Raw genomic sequence first — 18,367 nt, 5'->3', positions numbered from 1 at the left:
AACGACAAATGAAAAAAAGAACAAGAATGTACGTTATGAGTCTCGTATTCGGGATGGCATTAGGAGCATTGGTGGGATGTTCATCAAAACAAGATTCAAATAATGAATCGTCATCTAAAGTTTCTGAAAAAGCGCAAGAAAATTCTGATAAAAATACAGCTAAGAAATCTTTTGTATTCTGTACTAACACATTAAACAATAGCTTTCAAAGCTCAATGGATGCAAAATTCAAGGAATTATGTGATAAAAATGGTATCGCTTATACTTGTTTGGATCCTGATTATGACTTAAATAAGCAGCTTAGTCAGCTATCAGATTGTGCCAATAGCGGATATGATGCCGTATTTGTGATTCCTGTAGACTCTTCCGGAATCACAGCAGGCTTGGCAGAGATATCTGATGCTAAGATTCCAATTTATAATGTGGATACTGCTGTAATAGAAGAAGACATGAATAAATATGTTACTCAGTTTGTAGGAACGAATGCTTTTATGGCCGGAGAGTTGGTTGGAAAGCAATTAGTTAGTAAACATCCCGATGGAGCCAAAATTGCTATCTTGGATTTTCCTTCAAATGAGAGTTGCGTGGATCGTGTGAATGGATTTATGAAAGGTTTGGGAGAACAAAAGGATAAGTTTACCATTGTGGCACAACAGGATGGTGGAGCTGCATTGGATAAATCCTTAGGTTTAGCTGAAGATATTTTGACCGCTAATTCTGATTTGGATGCATTTTTCTGTATCAATGATCCATCAGCATTAGGAGCTGCTGCGGCAATCAAAGCAAGTAATAAAAAAGGCAAAGTAGAGGTTTACAGCATTGATGCATCTCCTGAAGGAAAGCAGGCATTATTAGATGGTGATTTTACAGCTGTAGCAGCACAAGTTCCTTTGCAAATTGCTGAGCATGCATTTAATGAGGCAATGAATGGAGAAGGTAAGAGTTCAGAGAAAAAAGTTTATTTGGATTCTCATTTAGTGGATAAAGAAGAAGCTGAAAAAACATTAAAAGATTGGCAATAATCTTTGTTCCTAAAGATTGCGTTTTGAAAGGTTTATAAAAGATGGATACTCCCATTTTGGAAATGATAGATATTAAAAAAAGTTTTTCCGGAATATATGCATTATCCGGAATTAACCTTTCTTTGGAAGAGGGAGAGGTTCATGCTCTATTAGGAGAAAATGGAGCGGGTAAATCTACATTGATAAAAATTCTTGGCGGAATATATAGACCGGATTCGGGAACAATTAAAATAAAAGGTGAAGAGGTAGAAATTCACGGAGTGAGAGATGCCGAGATGAAAGGAATCGGAATTGTTCATCAGGAGATTGTTTTAGTGCCACAATTAACCGTGGCACAAAACATTTTTCTGGGAAGAGAATTGATGGGATCCTTTTCAAGGGTGAAGCGGAAAGAAATGAATATCCAAGCTGAAGAAATGCTTCAAAACCTGGGAGTTTCTATTTCTCCCACTACCTCGGTTTCTTCACTTACCATTGCACAACAACAAATGATTGAAATTGTCAAAGCAGTTTCTTTTCAGGCAAAAATCATTGTAATGGATGAGCCAAGTTCGTCTTTATCTGTTGAGGAAGTTGAGCAGTTATTTCAGATTATTGCAAGACTGAAAGAAAAGAAAATTAGCATTATCTACATATCCCATAGGATGGAAGAAATCTTTAAAATCGCAGATCGCATTACAGTTATCAGAGACGGATGTTATATTGGCACGAAGAAAAATGGTGAAACCGATGTAGATGAGCTTATATCTATGATGGTTGGAAGAGAATTAAAAGAATTTAGTGTTCCTAAAAAACAAATCAGCAAATCAGATGAAATAATCCTGGAAGTCAAAAACTTGAGCTGTAGACCGTATTATTCGGATATTAGCTTTCAACTTCATAAAGGGGAGATATTGGGATTTGCCGGTCTGGTAGGCGCCGGAAGAAGCGAGTTAATGGAGTCAATTTTTGGCGCACGTCATTTTACTAAAGGAGAAGTATTTCTTAGGGGAGAACAGGTGCATTTTTTCAATCCGATGCAAGCGATTAAGGCGGGGATTGGATTTGTTACAGAAGACCGAAAAAAAACCGGATTAGTTTTGGGAAATACTGTTTCGTTTAACCTGTCATTGGCTTCGCTAGATAAATATCAAAAGGGCATACTTCTGGAAAAAGAAAGAATGGAAGAATCAGTTCAATATTACACTGATAGACTAAATATTAAGTCTGCAGCATTAGATGTAAAGTCAACTCAGGCATCCAATCTTTCGGGAGGAAATCAACAAAAAATAGTCATTGGAAAATGGCTCGCCACAATGCCATCTATTCTAATTTTAGATGAACCTACGAGAGGCATTGATATTCATGCAAAGCTTGAGATTTACAACTTAATTAATGAGCTGGCAGAAGGCGGTATGTCAATTTTGCTAGTATCTAGTGACTTACCTGAAATCATACAACTTTGTGACAGGGTTTGTGTTTTGAAAGAAGGAGTTATGACCGGAGTTTTAGAAAGTCATGAGTTAGAACAGGAGAATATTATGCGCTTTGCTGCGGGAGGGGAATCTGCATGAGAAATAGAATAGAAAAGAGTAAAGTTCCCCATATTATTTCTGATAATATCGGAATTATGGTGGTGCTTCTTATTTTATGTATTATAGTTTCGCTTGCTACTGACAAATTTTTGACTTCCGGAAATATTATTTCTGTTTTAAGACAAATTTCAATTAATACCTATATTGCACTGGGAATGACCTTGATAATTATTTTAGGGCATATTGATTTGACAGTAGGGGCCGTAGTAGCAATGTGTGGCACTCTAACAGTAGGGTTTATTGTAAATCAGGGACTGCCGGTGGAGCTTGCTATTATAGGAGGCGTTTTGCTAGGCGTTTTATTTGGATTTATAAACGGCGTAATTGTATCTACATTTAAAGTGCCGTCATTCATTATCACAATGGCAATGATGAATGTTGCAAATGGAATTGCCTATGTATATTCAGGTGGTCAGTCCACCCGTATCACAGATGGATTTTTTATATCCATTGGAACAGGATACCTATTTTCCTTGATTCCGCTACCGGTTCTTTACATGATTTTGCTCATTATTGTTATTAGTTTTCTTCTGGTAAAAACCAGATTTGGAGTTTATGTCTATGCCATTGGTGGAAACAGAGAAGCGGCAAGATTATCCGGTATTCCCATCAGAAAAATTGAAATTATTGTTTTCACATTATCCGGTTTACTTTCTGCATTTGCAGGTCTGGTACTTGCTTCAAGAATGTACTCAGGACAGCCTTCCGTTGGAAGCGGGTATGAAATGGATGCCATCGCTGCATGTGTACTTGGAGGAACGTCCATGGCGGGAGGCAAAGGAAGCATTAGCGGAACTGTACTTGGAGCAATGGTCATTGGCATAATATCCAATGGACTAAATTTAATTGGAGTGAGTTCCTATTGGCAATTGATAGTAAAAGGAATAATCATTGCCACTGCTGTAATTTTGGATTCTCAGAAAGAGAAGTTTAAGAGAAACGCCATCATCAGAAAATAATATACAAATATCATTTTATACTAGGAGTAAAAATGGAGATATTTAGAAAAATGTCATTCGCAGATTCGACAGGAGATGCTATTCCATTCTACCACGATGGGGTATATCATATTTTTTCCTTAACACCTCCGGTGGGGACAACCGTATATCCGGAAAGACTGCGTACTACTTGGAGCCACGCTGTTTCAAAGGATTTAATTCACTGGGAAGAGCTGCCTACAGCTATCTATCCAGGAGAAGGGAAGGAACCGGACGCTTCAGGAGTTTGGACGGGTTCGGTTCTGTATGGAGAAGGAAAATACCATGCGTTTTATACAGGCTATAGTATCCAGGCTGAATATCAGCAGACCATTTGCCATGCATATAGTGAGGATGGGATAAACTGGAAAAAGGATACAGGAAATCCGGTTATTAAACCACTGATAGACCTATATGAGCAACAAGATTTTAGAGATCCATATGTATTTTTCAATGAAGATGAAAAAAAATATTGGATGCTGGTTTCTGCTAGAAGGCTGGATATGCCGGTGACCAGACGAGGTTGCATTGTATTGTATCGCTCTACAGATTTGGAATCTTGGGAGTACTATGGAAATTTATATTCACCCGGTCACACCAATTGCCCTGAATGTAGTGAAATTTATAAAATGAACGATACTTGGATTTTATCTTATTCACGTTTTTCCGAATTTGGAAATACCATTTATCGTACAGCTAAGTCTCCTTATGGTCCATGGAAAAAAATGAAAAAAGATGGTATAGGAGGAAGACGTTTTTATGCAGCAAAATCTTTAACGGATAAAAACGGAAGACGAATATATTTTGCATGGGCACATGATCGGGGACAGTGTAGTGATAAAGGAGAATGGTATTGGGGTGGTCGATTCTGCATACCCCATGAAGTGAAACTCTCCGAGACCGGAGATCTACTTGTTGATATTCCCCAGGAGTTTACAGAAGGTATTCATAAAAATATTGCTTGGAATTATCTTCCTGTCTTAGGAGAGTATAAAAGATATGGGGCAGAAAGCATAGTGTTGGATGCCTTAGAAACAACCGGTTATGGCTTTTTAATGCATGACAAAAAACGATTTTATTTCCATGCATCTATTATTCCTAAAGAAGTAAATGATAGTTTTGGAATTCTTTTAAAGTCGGATAAAGAGGCCAGTGAATGTCTTTTTCTTGAGTTTGATGTAGCAATGCAAAGAGTATCTCTTTTGTCTTTACCGATGGGCGTTGATCCATTCTGGGAGCAGTCATGCCAAGCTGTTCCGGAGGCATCATCTCCCGGACCGGATGGGTTTCGTGTATCGGAAAAAACTTTTTCTATCAAGACAGGGGCGGTCATTGATGTAAAGATTTTTGTGGATCATGATATGATTGAGGTATTTATAGGAAAAGAAATTGCTTTCACTTATAGGGTTTATAGAAGCTCTGAGTATGAGATTGGCATCATTGCTCAGGATTCTAAAGTGGAATATGCCAATATAGCACTATGTGATTATACATAAAATATATTTGATATATTATAATAATTCGAAGAATTTTTAAAATAGAAATCGTTGTTATGCAGTGTGAGTTTGAGATGGAGGGAATCGAGTGGGCGTTCAATAGAGCTTATTCGCCCACTCCTCTTCATTGAACCTTCTCATCGCAAAGTTCTCTCCGATCATAATTCTGTCTCTCCCGCCATTTCCATGTATCGCTCCAGTCGAGCAAGCATTTTGTCCAAGCTAAAGTAGCCCGATTCTCTTGCGACTTCCGTACCATCAATCTCGGCTATAACTGTCGGAACCGATAAAATCCCTTTCTGAGCCACCTCCTCCTGATGAACTTCAATCGGGAGATAACTATAATTCACCGTAGGATGCGCCCGCTGCCATTCCTCGAGCTTGCGTCTGATTGCCACGCAAGGCGCACAGGTCTCCGAGCCGTATTGTTTTACTTCGATTCTCATACTTTCACCATTATTTCTCATGCTTTCACCATCATCTCTCATACTTTCACCATTATTTCTCATGCTTTCACCATCATCTCTCATACTTTCACCATCATCATAATCATCCTGAAGGAAAAGCTGCTCTGTTTTCCGAATGTGAAATACAGCTTTGATTCAGAAGAACAAATTATCTTAACTTCTCTTCAAAGATTTCTACAATTGTTTTCTCCGTTCCCACCATACCGGGGGATGCAATTAAGCCCATATTCCGCATGGTTTCTTCCGGGGTATTTCCATTGATACCATGTACTTTGTCAATATGGACACCCTTCATGGCAAATGCCACGGAACGGAATGCCGCATCACAGGCAGCTACACCCTTCATGGTACAACCCTGGTTTCCCCCGTCGCAGATCATTCCGGTGATGGAGGAGGCCATGTTGTTGAGGGTGTATTCCATTTGCTCCACAGTACCACCCTTTAAGTACACTAAACCGCAGGCCATGCCGGTACCGGCGGCAATGGCACATCCGCAGAAGGCGGAGAGCCGGCCGGAGTATTCTTTGATATAGGTGCAGATGAGATAGCTCAGCATGGTTGCCCGGTAGAGCATTTCCTCACTTAAGCCATGAATCTTATAAACGCCGTATAGGGGCATGGTGGCAATGATTCCGTGGGCACCGGAGCCGGTGATACTCATGGCGGGCTTGTCTAAACCGATGACACGGGCTTCGATTGTGGCGTTGCAAAGAAGGGATGCGGTCATTTGCTCATCTTTGGAAATGACTTCCCCTCCATTCATAACCAGCAGCTGTCTTGCAAAAGTGGTGCGGGGATTTTTGAGAGCCTCTTCGAAAAGCTCTAGATTTACTTTATACGCCTCCTTTACAAATTCGATTTCTTCCAAGGGAACCGTATTCACATAGTCCACGAGCTCTGTCAAAGTATATCTATGGATGGAATGAATTGTCGCATTTGCTTTCGATGTGGTAGCATTAATTTCCCCCGAGGCACCATATGTATCTTCCTCATCTTTCTCTTCAGCCTCCAGCACTGTCTCCCCATTGACTACAATCTTCGTGATATTGGTATGTGTGTCACGAATCGTAAGAAGAACCTTGCTTTCTGTTGTTTCCAAAGTTGCTTCCATAAAAATACGGCTGGAAATTCCGCTAAGTGCCACGGTGATTTTCCCCTCATCAATAAGCCTTTGCGCACTGACATTGTCGGCAGGCGTAACATTTGCCAGAGACTCCAGGCCCTTATCAGGATTCCCGGCAACATATCCAAGTGCAGCGGCAAAAACATTTCCCACTTCTTTGGAATTGGGAATACCGCAGGTGAAGGCATTTTTATACATGCCGCTATTCATAGCGACATTTAAGTGAAGCAGCTCGCCCTTTGCGTAGGACTTTGCTTTTGCGACACAGAAGGAAATTGCTCCGGGTTCTGTTACGCCCAGTGCAGGAACCATATCTTTTTTGATTAGTGTGCTTAATTCGTGCATATTTAGAAACCTCCCCCGCTTTTGCTTTTTATTATAGCATTTTTTGAACCTTGATAGATGCCTCATCTGATGAATAAAAAGGATGAAAAAGGAAAATAAAGCATGCTATAATACAGTCTGCTTTTCTCCGAAATGTAAGTTTCTACGAGAAAAAAGCTGTTTATAAAAGAAGAAAGCAAAAGTAAGGAAACGTGAGGGTGGTATGGGAGAGAAAATAATAGAAGAAGCGAAGAAAGTTAATCTTACCGAGCTGTTTTATGATTTGGTTTTTGTCTTCGGAATTTCCAAGATTACCCATGTCTTAGAAAGTCTGGATAAGGGAATCTTTAGCTGGAAAGAGATTATCATTTATATCGTAGTCTTTGTCTGTTTCATCAACGTATGGAATGTGCAGACCGTGTATATGAATCGCTACGGAAAACATAATCTTTTGCATATCATTAGTATGACGGTTTTCCAAATGCCGGCTTTAGTCTTTATGGCGGCAAATGTCAGTTCCGATATGGAGGAAAGCTGGACAGCCTTTACACTGGCGCTTCTATGGATTGCTGTCATACAATTTCTGCAATATATCTACGCTTATACGCAAAACAAGAATAGTGAAAAGGACCGAAAACTGATTTTTGATTTCCTAAAGCTTCTTTTTATACGATTGATCGGAATTATTTCCAGTCTGTTTTTATCCGGTATCGGCCGAATCCTATTGACCGGCTTTGGCTTTATTTTAAGTATTTTGGGTGCCAGCTTCTTCCGAAAAGACATGGCTAGAGTACCCATTAATATGCCACACCTTATAGAAAGATTAACACTCCTTACTATTATTACCCTTGGGGAAATGCTGATAGCCGCAGCGGATTTCTTTGAAATAGAGAAATTCTCGGTTTACTCTGTTTTCATTCTGTTTCAGGTGGTGGCATTATTTTTGTTCTACATCACGGAATTTGACCACGCTATTGATGAAGAGCTTCCCTGCCAAAGCGGGGCAGGACTGACTTACAATCATTATTTTGTGTGGTTTGGTTTAAATCTTTGTACGATTGACTTGGACTATGCTAATGAAGCTATGGGCGCTTCCAGAATTATTATGATGTTCCTGGGCTTATTCCTTTTTTATCTTGGTGTGTTTAACAATGCGCATTTAAATAAAAAGAGCCACAAATTGGATAAAAAACTGATGATTCCTTTTGTGCTTGTTTATCTATTAGGCCTTGGCAGTTCCTTCATTTTCCAGTCCGATGTTCCGGTGATTACAGTCCTTTGTACCCTGACGATTGTTTTGGAAACGGTACTTTTTGTATCCTTCGTAATACGACGTTTTCCGAAGGAAATCAGGAAGGAAATGATTTGAGCGTAAAGGGAAAAATAGCTTTTTCTTTAGAAAAGTGGTACAAGTACCTAAAATCTAAAATGGGAGAAAGTAGAATCATTAGGTGGTGACATAGTGAAGGTAGATATTCAAAAAGTAAATTCCTATGAAGAAGAGCAAGCGCTGCTCCGTGTTGTCAAAGTGACGGAGAGTATTCAAAGAGCCATCAATGCTCTTGAAAACAGTGACCCTGTTATTACTGCCCGCTCTAATGGGGAAACGCTTCTCTGTCCCATTGATAAAATCTATTATATAGAATCCGTGGATAAACGAACCTTTGTCTATACAAAGGATAATTGTTTGGAAGTCCAATATAGATTATATGAACTGGAAACTATGTTAAGTCGGAATTTCTTCAGAGCGGCAAAGGCAATGATTATCAATATGAGGAAAATAAAGTCAGTGCGAGCAGAACTTAACGGAAGAATGACGGCAGAACTTTTGAATGGAGAGCGTGTGATTATTGCAAGATCCTATGTGAAAGAACTGAAAGAAAGGCTGGGACTATGATATGCAAAAAGTAAAAACTATTTTTAGTCAGACTTTAATGATTTCAACAGCCATTCTTTTTGGAATTGGAATTCTGATGTTTATTCAGCACTTTGCATCAGGAGTACAGACCCTAAGTTTGCAATGGAGTGACCCTCTTTCTATTTGCCTCACAGGATTTTTATCCTCCTTACCGACATATTTTCTTTTGGATATGGATAGTTTGAAGAAAAGCGAAGTATGGATCAGAATGGGGATTCACTTTGTCTCGGTTCTCGGAATCGTGGTTTTGTGTGCAAGCCTTTTTCATTGGTTCGGACAAATCATCAACTTACGCATCATTTGTCTTATGTACAGCCTCATTTATCTCTTTGTCTGGTGTGCAACAGCATGGATGGCAAAGGTGGATGAGATTAAAATCAATGGAGCTATTAAAGATATGCAAGATTCGGAATAAGAAATAAAGCGTTTTATGAAAATAAAGCCTTTCATGGAAAAAGTGCAACTCAGTAGGCTGTAAATGCAGCTTGGTAGGGTGGCACTTTTTTTATGCTTACAAGTTGATAAGCTGATTTATGTCAAAACCGGTGAGGCAAAATAACAAGTTAAGACAACAGGGCAGAATTGTGGGAAAAATTACAGGGCAAAATCACAAGATGGAACCACAGGAACCATAGGACAAATTGGAACCGCGAGGGGCTATAGGACTGAATGATAAGACGAACTATAGGATAGACTTACAGAAAGAACTATAGTGGCGCCAAGAAGGAGCGAATCGGATGAATGCAATCACAGTAAAGAACTTAAGTAAAAACTATGGTAAAACGACTGCGGTGGATCATATTTCCTTTTCCGTGAAAGAGGGGGAGTTTTTTGCATTTCTCGGGGAGAATGGTGCGGGGAAATCAACGACCATCAATATCCTCTGTACCATTTTTAAAAAGACAGAGGGAGAGGTAGAAGTCTTTTCCCACAAGCTTGGAGAAGAGGATGACAAGATTCGAGAGAAAATAGGCATTGTTTTTCAGAACTCAGTTCTGGACGGCGTATTGACTGTAAAAGAAAATCTGCTGACGAGAGCTTCCTATTACGGAATGCACAAAGAAGAAATTTTGGAGCGCTTACATCCTTTAATGCAGGCCTTCGAATTGGAAAGCATCTGGAATAGAAAATATGAGCAATTATCAGGAGGACAACGTAGAAGAGTGGATATTATCAGAGCGCTTTTACATAATCCGAAGATTCTCTTTTTGGATGAGCCCACAACCGGGCTGGACCCCATGTCCAGAAAACTGGTCTGGGAGTATATCAATTATCTTCGCAAAGAAAAACAAATGACAATATTTCTTACAACACATTATATGGAAGAAGTAAGAGAAGCAGATCGGGTTGTGATCTTGGATAAGGGTAGAATTGTAGCGGAGGACACACCGGCGGCTTTAAAAAGGAAATACACGAATACAAAACTGATTTGGTATGTAGAGAAATGTAGTGACAATGAAGCGGTGCTGAAAGGCATAGAGCATTCTTATGAAGCGGATCACTACATTGTGCCATTGGAATCAAAAGAGGGGTTCCATCTCAGTGAGTTCCTCTATATAAATCGAAATAAAATCAGAGATTATGAAATTGTAAAAGGCAGTATGGATGACGTATTCCTACATTTAACAGGAAGAAAGCTGGAGGTATAAGATGAGGGGGATTTCGGGACTTATCAAGAGAAATTTATTGTTGTTTTTCAAAGATTGGCAGAGCATTCTATTCTCTCTACTGACATCCATTATTGTGCTTATACTGTATTTATTATTCCTGAAAGGCACCTTTGTTAGTGCGATACAAAGTGCGATGGAGCAGTATCCGGGACTAGCTTCTATGGTTCCCCAAAAGGATATCGCTATGTTTGCAAATCTTTTTTTACTGAGTGGCATTTTAGGCTCCGCAATGATTTCAGTTCCTTTTAGTTGTATTACTGTACTCGTAAAAGATAGAGCGAATAAAGTGGATTATGATATTCTGGCAACACCTATGAAAAGGGAACAGATTATCTTCGCTTATTTTGTATCGGCCGTACTTACTTCAACACTTTTGACCGATATAATCCTAGCTGTCGGCCTTATTGGAATTCGTATGCAAGGAAATATGTATTTGAATATAAGTCAAGTTGTAAAAGCCTTTTCTATTGTTGCACTTGGCTCTATCTCGGCAAGCGCAATATTTATGATTATCGTTTTGTTTTTCAAAACCGTCAGTGCTTGCGAAGCTTTCTTTGGAATACTATCAGCAGCTTCGGGATTTGTGATTGGAGCGTATATTCCTATTTCTCAATTTTCAAATGAAGTACAAACCGTGTGCAACCTATTTCCTGCGAGTCAAATAACGATTATGCTGAGAAATATACTGCTTAACGGACTCTTGGATCATATCAATACAAGCCTTCAAGGAGTGGATCAGGGAATGTTCGTTCTTAGTCTGAAAGAATACTTTACCTTTCAAGCCAAACTGTTTAAGGGGTATTTGGATATGAATAAAATGCTGGAATATATCTTAGGAGTAATACTATTCTGTATCGTAGCGCAAATTATGATTTATTCCGGAAGCTATAAGAAAAACTAGGACAGAAGATGGACACTTAATTAGGAATAGTTTTCTTGACATGCAACTCCATAAGATACACACTATCAATTGATTGTAAAACTGTTGAAGGAGGTGAACGATGGAAGCAAGTAAAGTTATTAGAAAAGTGCATATGGATTGTCCGTTATGCGATAAGAAGCATGATGTAGAGGAAAGAAAGCGCCTGGCAAGTATTACGATAAAAGGGGATAAGGTAGATTATGAAGAGCACTTTTTTTACTGCATAAACGCTGATGAAGAAGAGAGGGAATTTGAGACCGGAGCGATGGCAAATGAGAACCTGCTCAATGCAAGGAATGCTTATCGCGTTTTACACGGCTTATTGACTTCTGAATATTGATAAAATTGAGGCGATGATTTCGTATATTGCTGAAAGCGTATCCAATCTATTCAAAGTTAAACTAATGAAAATGCTTTGGTACGGGGATGCACTGTCCTTTAAACGACGCGGTATTGCTATGACGGGTATGGTATACCGTCATGAACCAATGGGAGCATTGCCTGTTGGCCATTATAGCCTGATGAATTTGGAGAATTTAAACATTCGAGAGGAAGAAAGTAATAATTACGATTTGATGCTTCATATTTATCCGAGTAAAGGAATGGATTATGCTGTTCTTACAGATGAGGATAGGAGCATCCTGGACGATGTGATAAAGAAGTTCAAAGATTATAAGGCGAAGGATATTATAGAGTATATGCATGGGGAAACGGCATATACGAAAACGAAGGCGGGAGAAATGATTCCATTTAGCCTAGCCAAGGACATTAGAGAATTTTGAACATAAATATCCGTACGTAGCTGTTTTGCAATCTTGAAATCTGTAGCATTGCATCCTTGATAGCCGTATTGACATTCGGCATAGTGAAATTATAATGAATTTTAGGTTTATTAAAGAAAAACTTCCCTCTTTTAGCTTCCGGCCTTGCCGTTAAAATGAGGGGGGATTTTAGGAGGAATAAAATGGGACTCTTAGACATTGTGAAGAAATTAGCTACAGGAGCTTCCGATGAGGACAATCGGAAAAACAAAGCAAGGATGCGGGAAATCTTTAATTCGCTGGTAGAAGGCGGAGACGACTACAAATTAATTTATTGTCACTTGGAGAACTACAACGATGTAGTTGTGGCTAGCATCACTGTCCACAGCAATTTCATTGTAGGCTACAAACCCGGAGAAGTTGTTGTGATTCAGGTCAGTCCGGATTTGACGGAGTACGGAGAAGCAGAGGTCTTCAACAGGGAAAATGGCGGACAAGTCGCCGCTTCCTGGACAGGGTTTTGTTCGGTGGCGAAGGAAGGAAAAATGTATCAGCTTGAGCCGATTACCTATTCGCCCGGCATTAATAGGGGAGCGAAGTATTGTGTGGCGGTAACGCAGTCCGGTGAAGAAGTCTCAGCCTTTCATAAGTTTTGTAAAGCAGGCTTCTAAAGAAAGGATTCTAAAGAAATATAAAGCAAAAGAGTATTTGACAAGGCAGGCACTTGCATTTTTGCAGGTGCTTTTTTTGATTTTCAAATTTCCAAAGAATTAAGTTTTAAAAAAATGCGTTTCGAACAAATCACCGACCAATAGTCGAAAAAAGCTTGACAGTCACCCCTTGGCGCTTTATCATAAAAACCGACCAATGGTCGAAAATGTCAAATGGAAACAAAAGATCAAATATGGAGCCCGGGGAAGATATGAAAAATAGGGCGAATATGAAAAAAGAAGGCAAATAAGAAAATGGAGGCGGATATGAAAAAAGGGGAACAAAGAAAACAGGAGCTTTTAAAGACTGCCTATCGCATGTTCATAGAAAAAGGCTATGAGAATACCAGCATTGATGAGATTGTGGCTAAGGCCGGTATCGCAAAAGGTACTTACTATTATTATTTTGCGAGCAAAGAAGCAACGCTGGAAGCAGTCATCGAAATGATGATAGAGAAGGAGAGCGCCGTAGCCAAAGAGCTTCTTCACGCACCGCTTTCCATACCGGAGAAATTGGTTTCGGTTGTAAATGCCTTTCGTCCGGATAAAGAGGAAGCAGTGATTACGGATGTTCTGGAAAGAAAAGAAAATATCGTCATGCACGATAAAATCTGCAAGAAAATTGTAGAAGTAGCGGTGCCGATTCTGGCAGAGATTGTTCAAGAAGGAATAGCACAGGGAATCTTTTCGTGTACGTATATTGAAGAGCGAGTGAAGATGCTCCTTGTTACGAGTCAGCATATGTTCGATTACGGAAATTTTGGTGAAAAAGATGTAGAGGTGTATATCGATATGCTGGAGAAGTCTCTGGGTGCAAAATCCGGAACCATGCAATTTATCAGCCAGGTCTTAGTAGAGGGGGCAAAGGAATGAGCAAGGGAATGAGCGAGATAATGAGCAAGGGGATAAGCAAAGCGCAGAATAAAGCGCAGAACAAAGCACAGAACAAAGAACAGTTCATGCTGGATAAAGATGAATATCGATATAGACCGTGGTTATTCTTTCTCTGTGCATATTTTTTCACATGGATCTTCTGGATACCGGCAATCTTTGTTTCTGAAAATAAGGGAGCGTTATTGATGCTGCTGGGTCTCCTTGCACCGGCTGTGGTCTCCACTGTATTTGTGCTTGTATCCGGATGTGAGGACTTGAAGAGAGATCTTAAAGAAAAGATTATAGGCTTTTATAAAGTAAAGTGGATGAATGTATTTTGGGCAGTGGTTATTTATGCGCTGATTATTGTTTTTTCTATACTTTTATCCCTTTTATTTGGACAATCCTTAAAGCAGTTTTCCTTTACGGAAGATTTTTCCTTTACCGGAGTGGGAATAGGATCTGCTTTTGTGACCATTACACTGGCTTCGATTATTGAAGAAGTAGGTTGGAAGGGATATTGCGAAGACTCCATAGGGCAATATATGGATTGGTTTATTGAATCTCTGATTTTCGGAATCTTGTGGTCATTCTGGCATTTTCCCCTGCTTTTTATCAAGGGGACATATCAGGCAGGACTTATGGTTAATCCCTTGTTTGTCATTAATTTCTTCGTGGGTGCCATACTCATGGGATATATCATCACGTGGGTGTATCTGGTCAGCGACCGCTCCATTCTGGCCTGCATGGTTTTCCATCTGTTTGTAAACTTCATGCAGGAAAAAATTGCGATGACGGCGGAGACAAAGTGTGTGGAAACCATTGTGATTTTCATTGTAACGGCGATTATTGTACTGCTGAATAAGAAAATGTTTTTTGGAACGGAGCACGTTGGAAGGCTCTTGAAAACACGTTTTGGGGAGGGGAATTAAGATGAGTTCCGGAATGAAAAAGTTCCTCCTTCTTTGGATGGGGGAGCTCATATCGTCCATAGGTGGCGGACTCACTTCTTTTGGACTTGGAGTTTATGTCTTTCAAAAAACGGGCAGTGCGGCAGGAATGGCCTTGGTGACTTTACTTGGATTTCTGCCTACCCTTCTTTTCACGGTTCTGGCAGGAGTGTTGGCCGATCGTTACGATAGAAGAGTTCTTATGATGATTGGAGACGGTTTTTCAGGACTTGGCATCCTTTACATTTTCCTCTGCATGATACGTGGGGGAGCAAATCTAGTTCAGATTTGTATAGGCGTGTTCATCAGTGCCATATTTTCCTCTCTTTTAGATCCTTCTTACAGAGCAACAATCACAGATCTATTATCCAAGGAGGAGTTTTCCAAAGCCTCCGGATTAGTGTCTTTGGCAGGGAGTGCCAGATATCTGTTCTCGCCCGTTATAGCAGGCCTATTGCTGGCATATCATGACATTTCCCTATTGCTACTCATTGATGTATCCACCTTCTTTGTTACGATTACAACGACCTTTATTGTAAGGCGAGGAATAAAAGCAAAACAGCCTACAGAGAAGCAGTCATTTTTGGAAAGCATGAAAGAAGGCTGGAGAGCAATCCACATAGAGAAAGGCGTTTTTGTGCTTGTCCTGTGTTCTTCTCTGATTACCCTGTTTCTTGGGACCTTGCAAATTCTTGTTGAGCCGATGATTCTTTCTTTTGCGGATTCTAAAGTGCTTGGCATTATAGAAACTCTATGTGCAAGTGGAATGCTTGCATCGGGAATACTTCTCGGAGGTTTCGGCATTAAGAAAGAATATGGAAAGGTTCTTCAAATCTCCTTTTTTATGGCGGGAATCTTTATGATCGGTATGTCAATATTTGAAAATCTGGTCTGCATCAGTATATTTGGTTTCTTTTTCTTTGCCACCTTGCCTTTTTGCAACAACTGCATGGATTATCTTTGCAGGACAAATATACCGGATGCTTTACAGGGGAGAGCTTGGGGATTTATAGGCTTTCTCTCGCAGATAGGATATGTTATTGCCTATGCTGTTTCCGGCTTAGCCGCAGATGGTCTAGGTAATCTGAGCGGAATGGGTGTCGGACGGGGAGCTGCAATGATGATTGGTATTTCTGGCGTCTTGCTTTCCCTTGTGGCAGTTACACTCCTTCGTTTTCCGGATATCAGAGAACTGGAAAAGAGAACGGAGTAGAGGAATTGTAATAGGTAATTTCCATAAGTCTAAGGCAATCTGTGAGTTTAAGGAGGCTTAGTCAATGCATCAGAAAAAAATGAATCTTTTCTTGCGCGTGCTGTTTATCATTCTTATCATAGCGATATCCGGTGCGGCGATTCTACAGATTTTCGCACCGGAATATATAGGAAGAAACTCTGCGTATGGCATTTCTACAGGATGGCAGAGAGAAATCGGCTTTTGGAATATTGCCGTTTTGGTCATATTGTTTACGGCGTATAGGCACTACAATTGGACCTATCTAAAATCCATTTTGCTGGCTCTCATTCTCGGCGGAATCGGTATCGGAAGCAATCATTTTATCCATTATCTTAAGATGCATCAAATGGTAAATTTGATTGGCGCTCTGGAAAATTATCTTCTGGTTCTTGCCTGGACGATCGGATGGAAAATAGAAGAAAGGAGGCAGAATCCCTAAACGCTTATCCGCTTCAAATATTTTTTCAATGTCTCTTGAATGCTGTCCAAAGAATCTACCATTCCCCGGTCAATCCATTTGAAAAGCACATTCCAGATAGCTCCTACATTGAAGGCAATGAGGTAGTCCGGCTCTAGTTCTCCCATAAGCTTTGCAAAGGGATTGCGACTCATATCCTCAGTTTTACTGTACTCCGGAAGAAATTCATTTAGGCGAATCAGGAGGAAATACAGCATTTTGTTTTTGTGCAGTAAGGAAAGAAAGGCTTTATTTTTATCGCAGAAGGAGAAAATAACAGTGAGCGGATCAACATTTTCCTTGGAAAGTGCCTCGGTATATTCCACGATTAATTCGTTCAGAATGGACTCCAGTACATCGTCCTTGGAGCGAAAATTCAGGTAAAAGGTTTTTCTTGTAAGGCTTGTTTCCATAATAATCTGCTTTACGGAGATTTCTGCATAGGGATACTCTTGCATTAGCTTGAGTAAAGCAGTGGAAATCTCCTTTCTTGACCGTACAGCGGATGGATTTTGGCTTTTCTTCATAGCATACTCTCCTAAAATACACAGAAAGCAAAGATTGTGTATCTTTTTTGAAATGATTTACTTTCCTTTGATGCTACAGTACCATGCCCTTGCAAGATACACAAGTGAGTAGTTTTGGAGGAGAAAATGCAGGTTTTAATCATCAATGGGAGTCCGAGAAAAAATGGAGTAACGGCAGCAGTGCTTCATAGGATTGAAGAAAATCTTCGGGGAGCAGGTATAGAAGTGCTATTTTACAATCTGGGGGAAATGAAAATGTCCCATTGTACCGGCTGTAACTATTGCTATAGAACAGGGCATTGCTGTATGGAGGATGATGCAGAGCTACTCTCCAAAAGAATTGAAGAGGCGGACGGAATCGTTTTGGGTTCTCCAACTTATGCAAGTAATGTATCCGGATTAATGAAAGATTTTATCGATCGAGGCCATTTTGTGATTGAACAACTGCTTCATAAAAAGTATTGTATCACGGTGGCAAGCGGGGAAAATTACGGCAGTCAAGATACTTTGAAAATTCTGAAGAATCTTGTGCTATTTTCCGGAGGAAGATTGAGCGGAAAGCTTCGGATTCAAGCCGGTTTTAACGACCTTGAGGGAATGATAAGGAAGAGAAAAGGGGAGATTGATTATGTATCGCAAAGCTTTATCAGGGCAATAAAACGTAGGCAATACTATCCTATTCAGAGCATAATTCATTTTTTTATTTTCCATCTGGGAATCAAGCCCTTTGTAAAGAAAAAAGGCACGTTATATCAAGGGATTAGGGGAAAATGGAGTAAATTGGGAATTACCTGAATAAAGGAGATTTTTGCATTGCATGCAGAGAATCTATAAAAAAATATTTGACAAAAAGCAAAAATTCCTTATAATTGACAAGGCGTCAGTTGCAAAAGGAACTAATTGACATTTTTTAGCAACTTTACGACAAGTATCAATTGAAAGGAGTCAGCAGATGTCTAAGCAAAAAATCAATCTTTTTGTAGGTTCTATTGGAGCGTTTATCGGTATTTTTGTTTTTATTGCTTACATTCCCCAGATTTTCGCAAACTTGCAGGGAGACAAAGCTCAACCTTTTCAGCCGCTATTTGCAGCAGTTTCTTGCCTGATTTGGGTTATTTACGGATGGACTAAGGAACCGAAAAAAGACTGGATTCTTATTATTCCTAATTCAGCGGGAGTGATTTTAGGAGGATTAACTTTTCTTACTGCTTTGTAATCCCATGTAATGAATATGAAAGCCGGCGACTTCTTTAGGAAGTTTGCCGGTTTTTTATTAATGGACTTTAGCCAGTATCGGAGCTGACATTTGAAAAATGTTAGCTCTGATACAAAAAACCACCCGCTATGCGGGTGGGAAACACT

21 protein-coding genes are annotated in these 18,367 nt (G+C 39.8%); 18 read left to right on the top strand and 3 right to left on the bottom strand.

The window, feature by feature from the left end; genetic code table 11:
- The first annotated feature begins 8 nt into the window (after positions 1–8).
- The 4 genes from HNQ46_RS10245 to HNQ46_RS10230 are packed head-to-tail and all read left to right on the top strand — an operon-like array spanning position 9 to position 5,069.
- Complete coding sequence (locus HNQ46_RS10245) at positions 9–1,022, top strand: substrate-binding domain-containing protein (protein WP_183684602.1); 1,014 nt, start codon at positions 9–11, stop codon at positions 1,020–1,022.
- A 41-nt stretch (positions 1,023–1,063) separates the two neighbouring features.
- Positions 1,064–2,575, top strand: a complete 1,512-nt coding sequence (locus HNQ46_RS10240; protein ID WP_183684601.1) for a sugar ABC transporter ATP-binding protein — start codon at positions 1,064–1,066, stop codon at positions 2,573–2,575.
- Positions 2,572–3,555 (top strand): ABC transporter permease, encoded by a 984-nt coding sequence (locus tag HNQ46_RS10235; RefSeq protein ID WP_183684600.1) that lies wholly within the window; start codon positions 2,572–2,574, stop codon positions 3,553–3,555. Before HNQ46_RS10240 ends, HNQ46_RS10235 begins: the two co-directional genes overlap by 4 nt.
- Before the next feature lie 32 nt (positions 3,556–3,587).
- Positions 3,588–5,069: a glycoside hydrolase family 32 protein gene (locus tag HNQ46_RS10230; protein WP_007157332.1), complete on the top strand. Its 1,482-nt coding sequence runs from the start codon at positions 3,588–3,590 to the stop codon at positions 5,067–5,069.
- A 158-nt stretch (positions 5,070–5,227) separates the two neighbouring features.
- On the opposite strand, the gene HNQ46_RS10225 is transcribed toward HNQ46_RS10230, so the two are convergent.
- Positions 5,228–5,599 carry a thioredoxin family protein gene (locus HNQ46_RS10225; RefSeq protein ID WP_243155915.1) on the bottom strand — a complete coding sequence of 124 codons (372 nt, stop codon included), beginning with the start codon at positions 5,597–5,599 and terminating at the stop codon, positions 5,228–5,230.
- A gap of 85 nt (positions 5,600–5,684) precedes the next feature.
- Entirely contained in the window at positions 5,685–7,004 is a 1,320-nt protein-coding gene (locus tag HNQ46_RS10220) for an L-cysteine desulfidase family protein (protein ID WP_183684599.1), read from the bottom strand.
- A 202-nt stretch (positions 7,005–7,206) separates the two neighbouring features.
- Between HNQ46_RS10220 and HNQ46_RS10215 the strand changes: the two genes are divergently transcribed.
- From HNQ46_RS10215 to HNQ46_RS10165, 12 genes are all read left to right on the top strand, one after another.
- Complete coding sequence (locus HNQ46_RS10215; protein ID WP_183684598.1) at positions 7,207–8,352, top strand: low temperature requirement protein A; 1,146 nt, start codon at positions 7,207–7,209, stop codon at positions 8,350–8,352.
- A 93-nt stretch (positions 8,353–8,445) separates the two neighbouring features.
- Positions 8,446–8,880, top strand: coding sequence for a LytTR family DNA-binding domain-containing protein (locus HNQ46_RS10210; RefSeq protein WP_183684597.1), 435 nt, complete (start codon positions 8,446–8,448; stop codon positions 8,878–8,880).
- Between the two features lies 1 nt (position 8,881).
- A complete protein-coding gene (locus tag HNQ46_RS10205; RefSeq protein ID WP_183684596.1) occupies positions 8,882–9,316 on the top strand; it encodes a DUF3021 family protein in 435 nt (144 codons plus the stop codon).
- Positions 9,317–9,638: 322 nt separating this feature from the next.
- Positions 9,639–10,550, top strand: coding sequence for an ABC transporter ATP-binding protein (locus HNQ46_RS10200; RefSeq protein WP_183684595.1), 912 nt, complete (start codon positions 9,639–9,641; stop codon positions 10,548–10,550).
- A gap of 1 nt (position 10,551) precedes the next feature.
- Complete coding sequence (locus HNQ46_RS10195) at positions 10,552–11,472, top strand: ABC transporter permease (RefSeq protein ID WP_183684594.1); 921 nt, start codon at positions 10,552–10,554, stop codon at positions 11,470–11,472.
- A gap of 100 nt (positions 11,473–11,572) precedes the next feature.
- Positions 11,573–11,833 (top strand): hypothetical protein, encoded by a 261-nt coding sequence (locus tag HNQ46_RS12120; RefSeq protein WP_243155914.1) that lies wholly within the window; start codon positions 11,573–11,575, stop codon positions 11,831–11,833.
- Positions 11,834–11,897: 64 nt separating this feature from the next.
- The gene (locus tag HNQ46_RS12115) at positions 11,898–12,275 is read left to right on the top strand and encodes a Panacea domain-containing protein (protein WP_243155913.1); all 378 of its coding nucleotides are present in this window, start codon (positions 11,898–11,900) and stop codon (positions 12,273–12,275) included.
- A 182-nt stretch (positions 12,276–12,457) separates the two neighbouring features.
- On the top strand, positions 12,458–12,925 hold the full coding sequence (locus tag HNQ46_RS10185) for a hypothetical protein (protein ID WP_183684593.1): 468 nt from the start codon (positions 12,458–12,460) through the stop codon (positions 12,923–12,925).
- 306 nt (positions 12,926–13,231) lie between these two features.
- Positions 13,232–13,837: a TetR/AcrR family transcriptional regulator gene (locus HNQ46_RS10180; protein ID WP_183684592.1), complete on the top strand. Its 606-nt coding sequence runs from the start codon at positions 13,232–13,234 to the stop codon at positions 13,835–13,837.
- Positions 13,834–14,769, top strand: coding sequence for a CPBP family intramembrane glutamic endopeptidase (locus HNQ46_RS10175; protein ID WP_183684591.1), 936 nt, complete (start codon positions 13,834–13,836; stop codon positions 14,767–14,769). The genes HNQ46_RS10180 and HNQ46_RS10175 overlap by 4 nt, the downstream gene beginning before the upstream one ends.
- Before the next feature lies 1 nt (position 14,770).
- The gene (locus HNQ46_RS10170) at positions 14,771–16,000 is read left to right on the top strand and encodes an MFS transporter (protein ID WP_183684590.1); all 1,230 of its coding nucleotides are present in this window, start codon (positions 14,771–14,773) and stop codon (positions 15,998–16,000) included.
- A 64-nt stretch (positions 16,001–16,064) separates the two neighbouring features.
- The gene (locus tag HNQ46_RS10165) at positions 16,065–16,460 is read left to right on the top strand and encodes a hypothetical protein (protein WP_183684589.1); all 396 of its coding nucleotides are present in this window, start codon (positions 16,065–16,067) and stop codon (positions 16,458–16,460) included.
- On the opposite strand, the gene HNQ46_RS10160 is transcribed toward HNQ46_RS10165, so the two are convergent.
- Positions 16,457–17,005, bottom strand: a complete 549-nt coding sequence (locus tag HNQ46_RS10160) for a TetR/AcrR family transcriptional regulator (protein ID WP_183684588.1) — start codon at positions 17,003–17,005, stop codon at positions 16,457–16,459. The genes HNQ46_RS10165 and HNQ46_RS10160 overlap by 4 nt on opposite strands.
- Before the next feature lie 126 nt (positions 17,006–17,131).
- On the opposite strand from HNQ46_RS10160, the gene HNQ46_RS10155 reads away from it, so the two are divergent.
- Both HNQ46_RS10155 and HNQ46_RS10150 read left to right on the top strand, forming a co-directional pair.
- Positions 17,132–17,800: a flavodoxin family protein gene (locus HNQ46_RS10155; RefSeq protein WP_183684587.1), complete on the top strand. Its 669-nt coding sequence runs from the start codon at positions 17,132–17,134 to the stop codon at positions 17,798–17,800.
- A 157-nt stretch (positions 17,801–17,957) separates the two neighbouring features.
- On the top strand, positions 17,958–18,221 hold the full coding sequence (locus tag HNQ46_RS10150) for a SemiSWEET family transporter (protein WP_007157316.1): 264 nt from the start codon (positions 17,958–17,960) through the stop codon (positions 18,219–18,221).
- Positions 18,222–18,367 lie beyond the last annotated feature (146 nt).

This window comes from Oribacterium sinus, assembly GCF_014202695.1.
Taxonomy (GTDB): domain Bacteria; phylum Bacillota; class Clostridia; order Lachnospirales; family Lachnospiraceae; genus Oribacterium; species Oribacterium sinus.
Note: the sequence above shows the minus strand (reverse complement) of the source record. Positions and strands in the feature narration are given on the sequence as shown.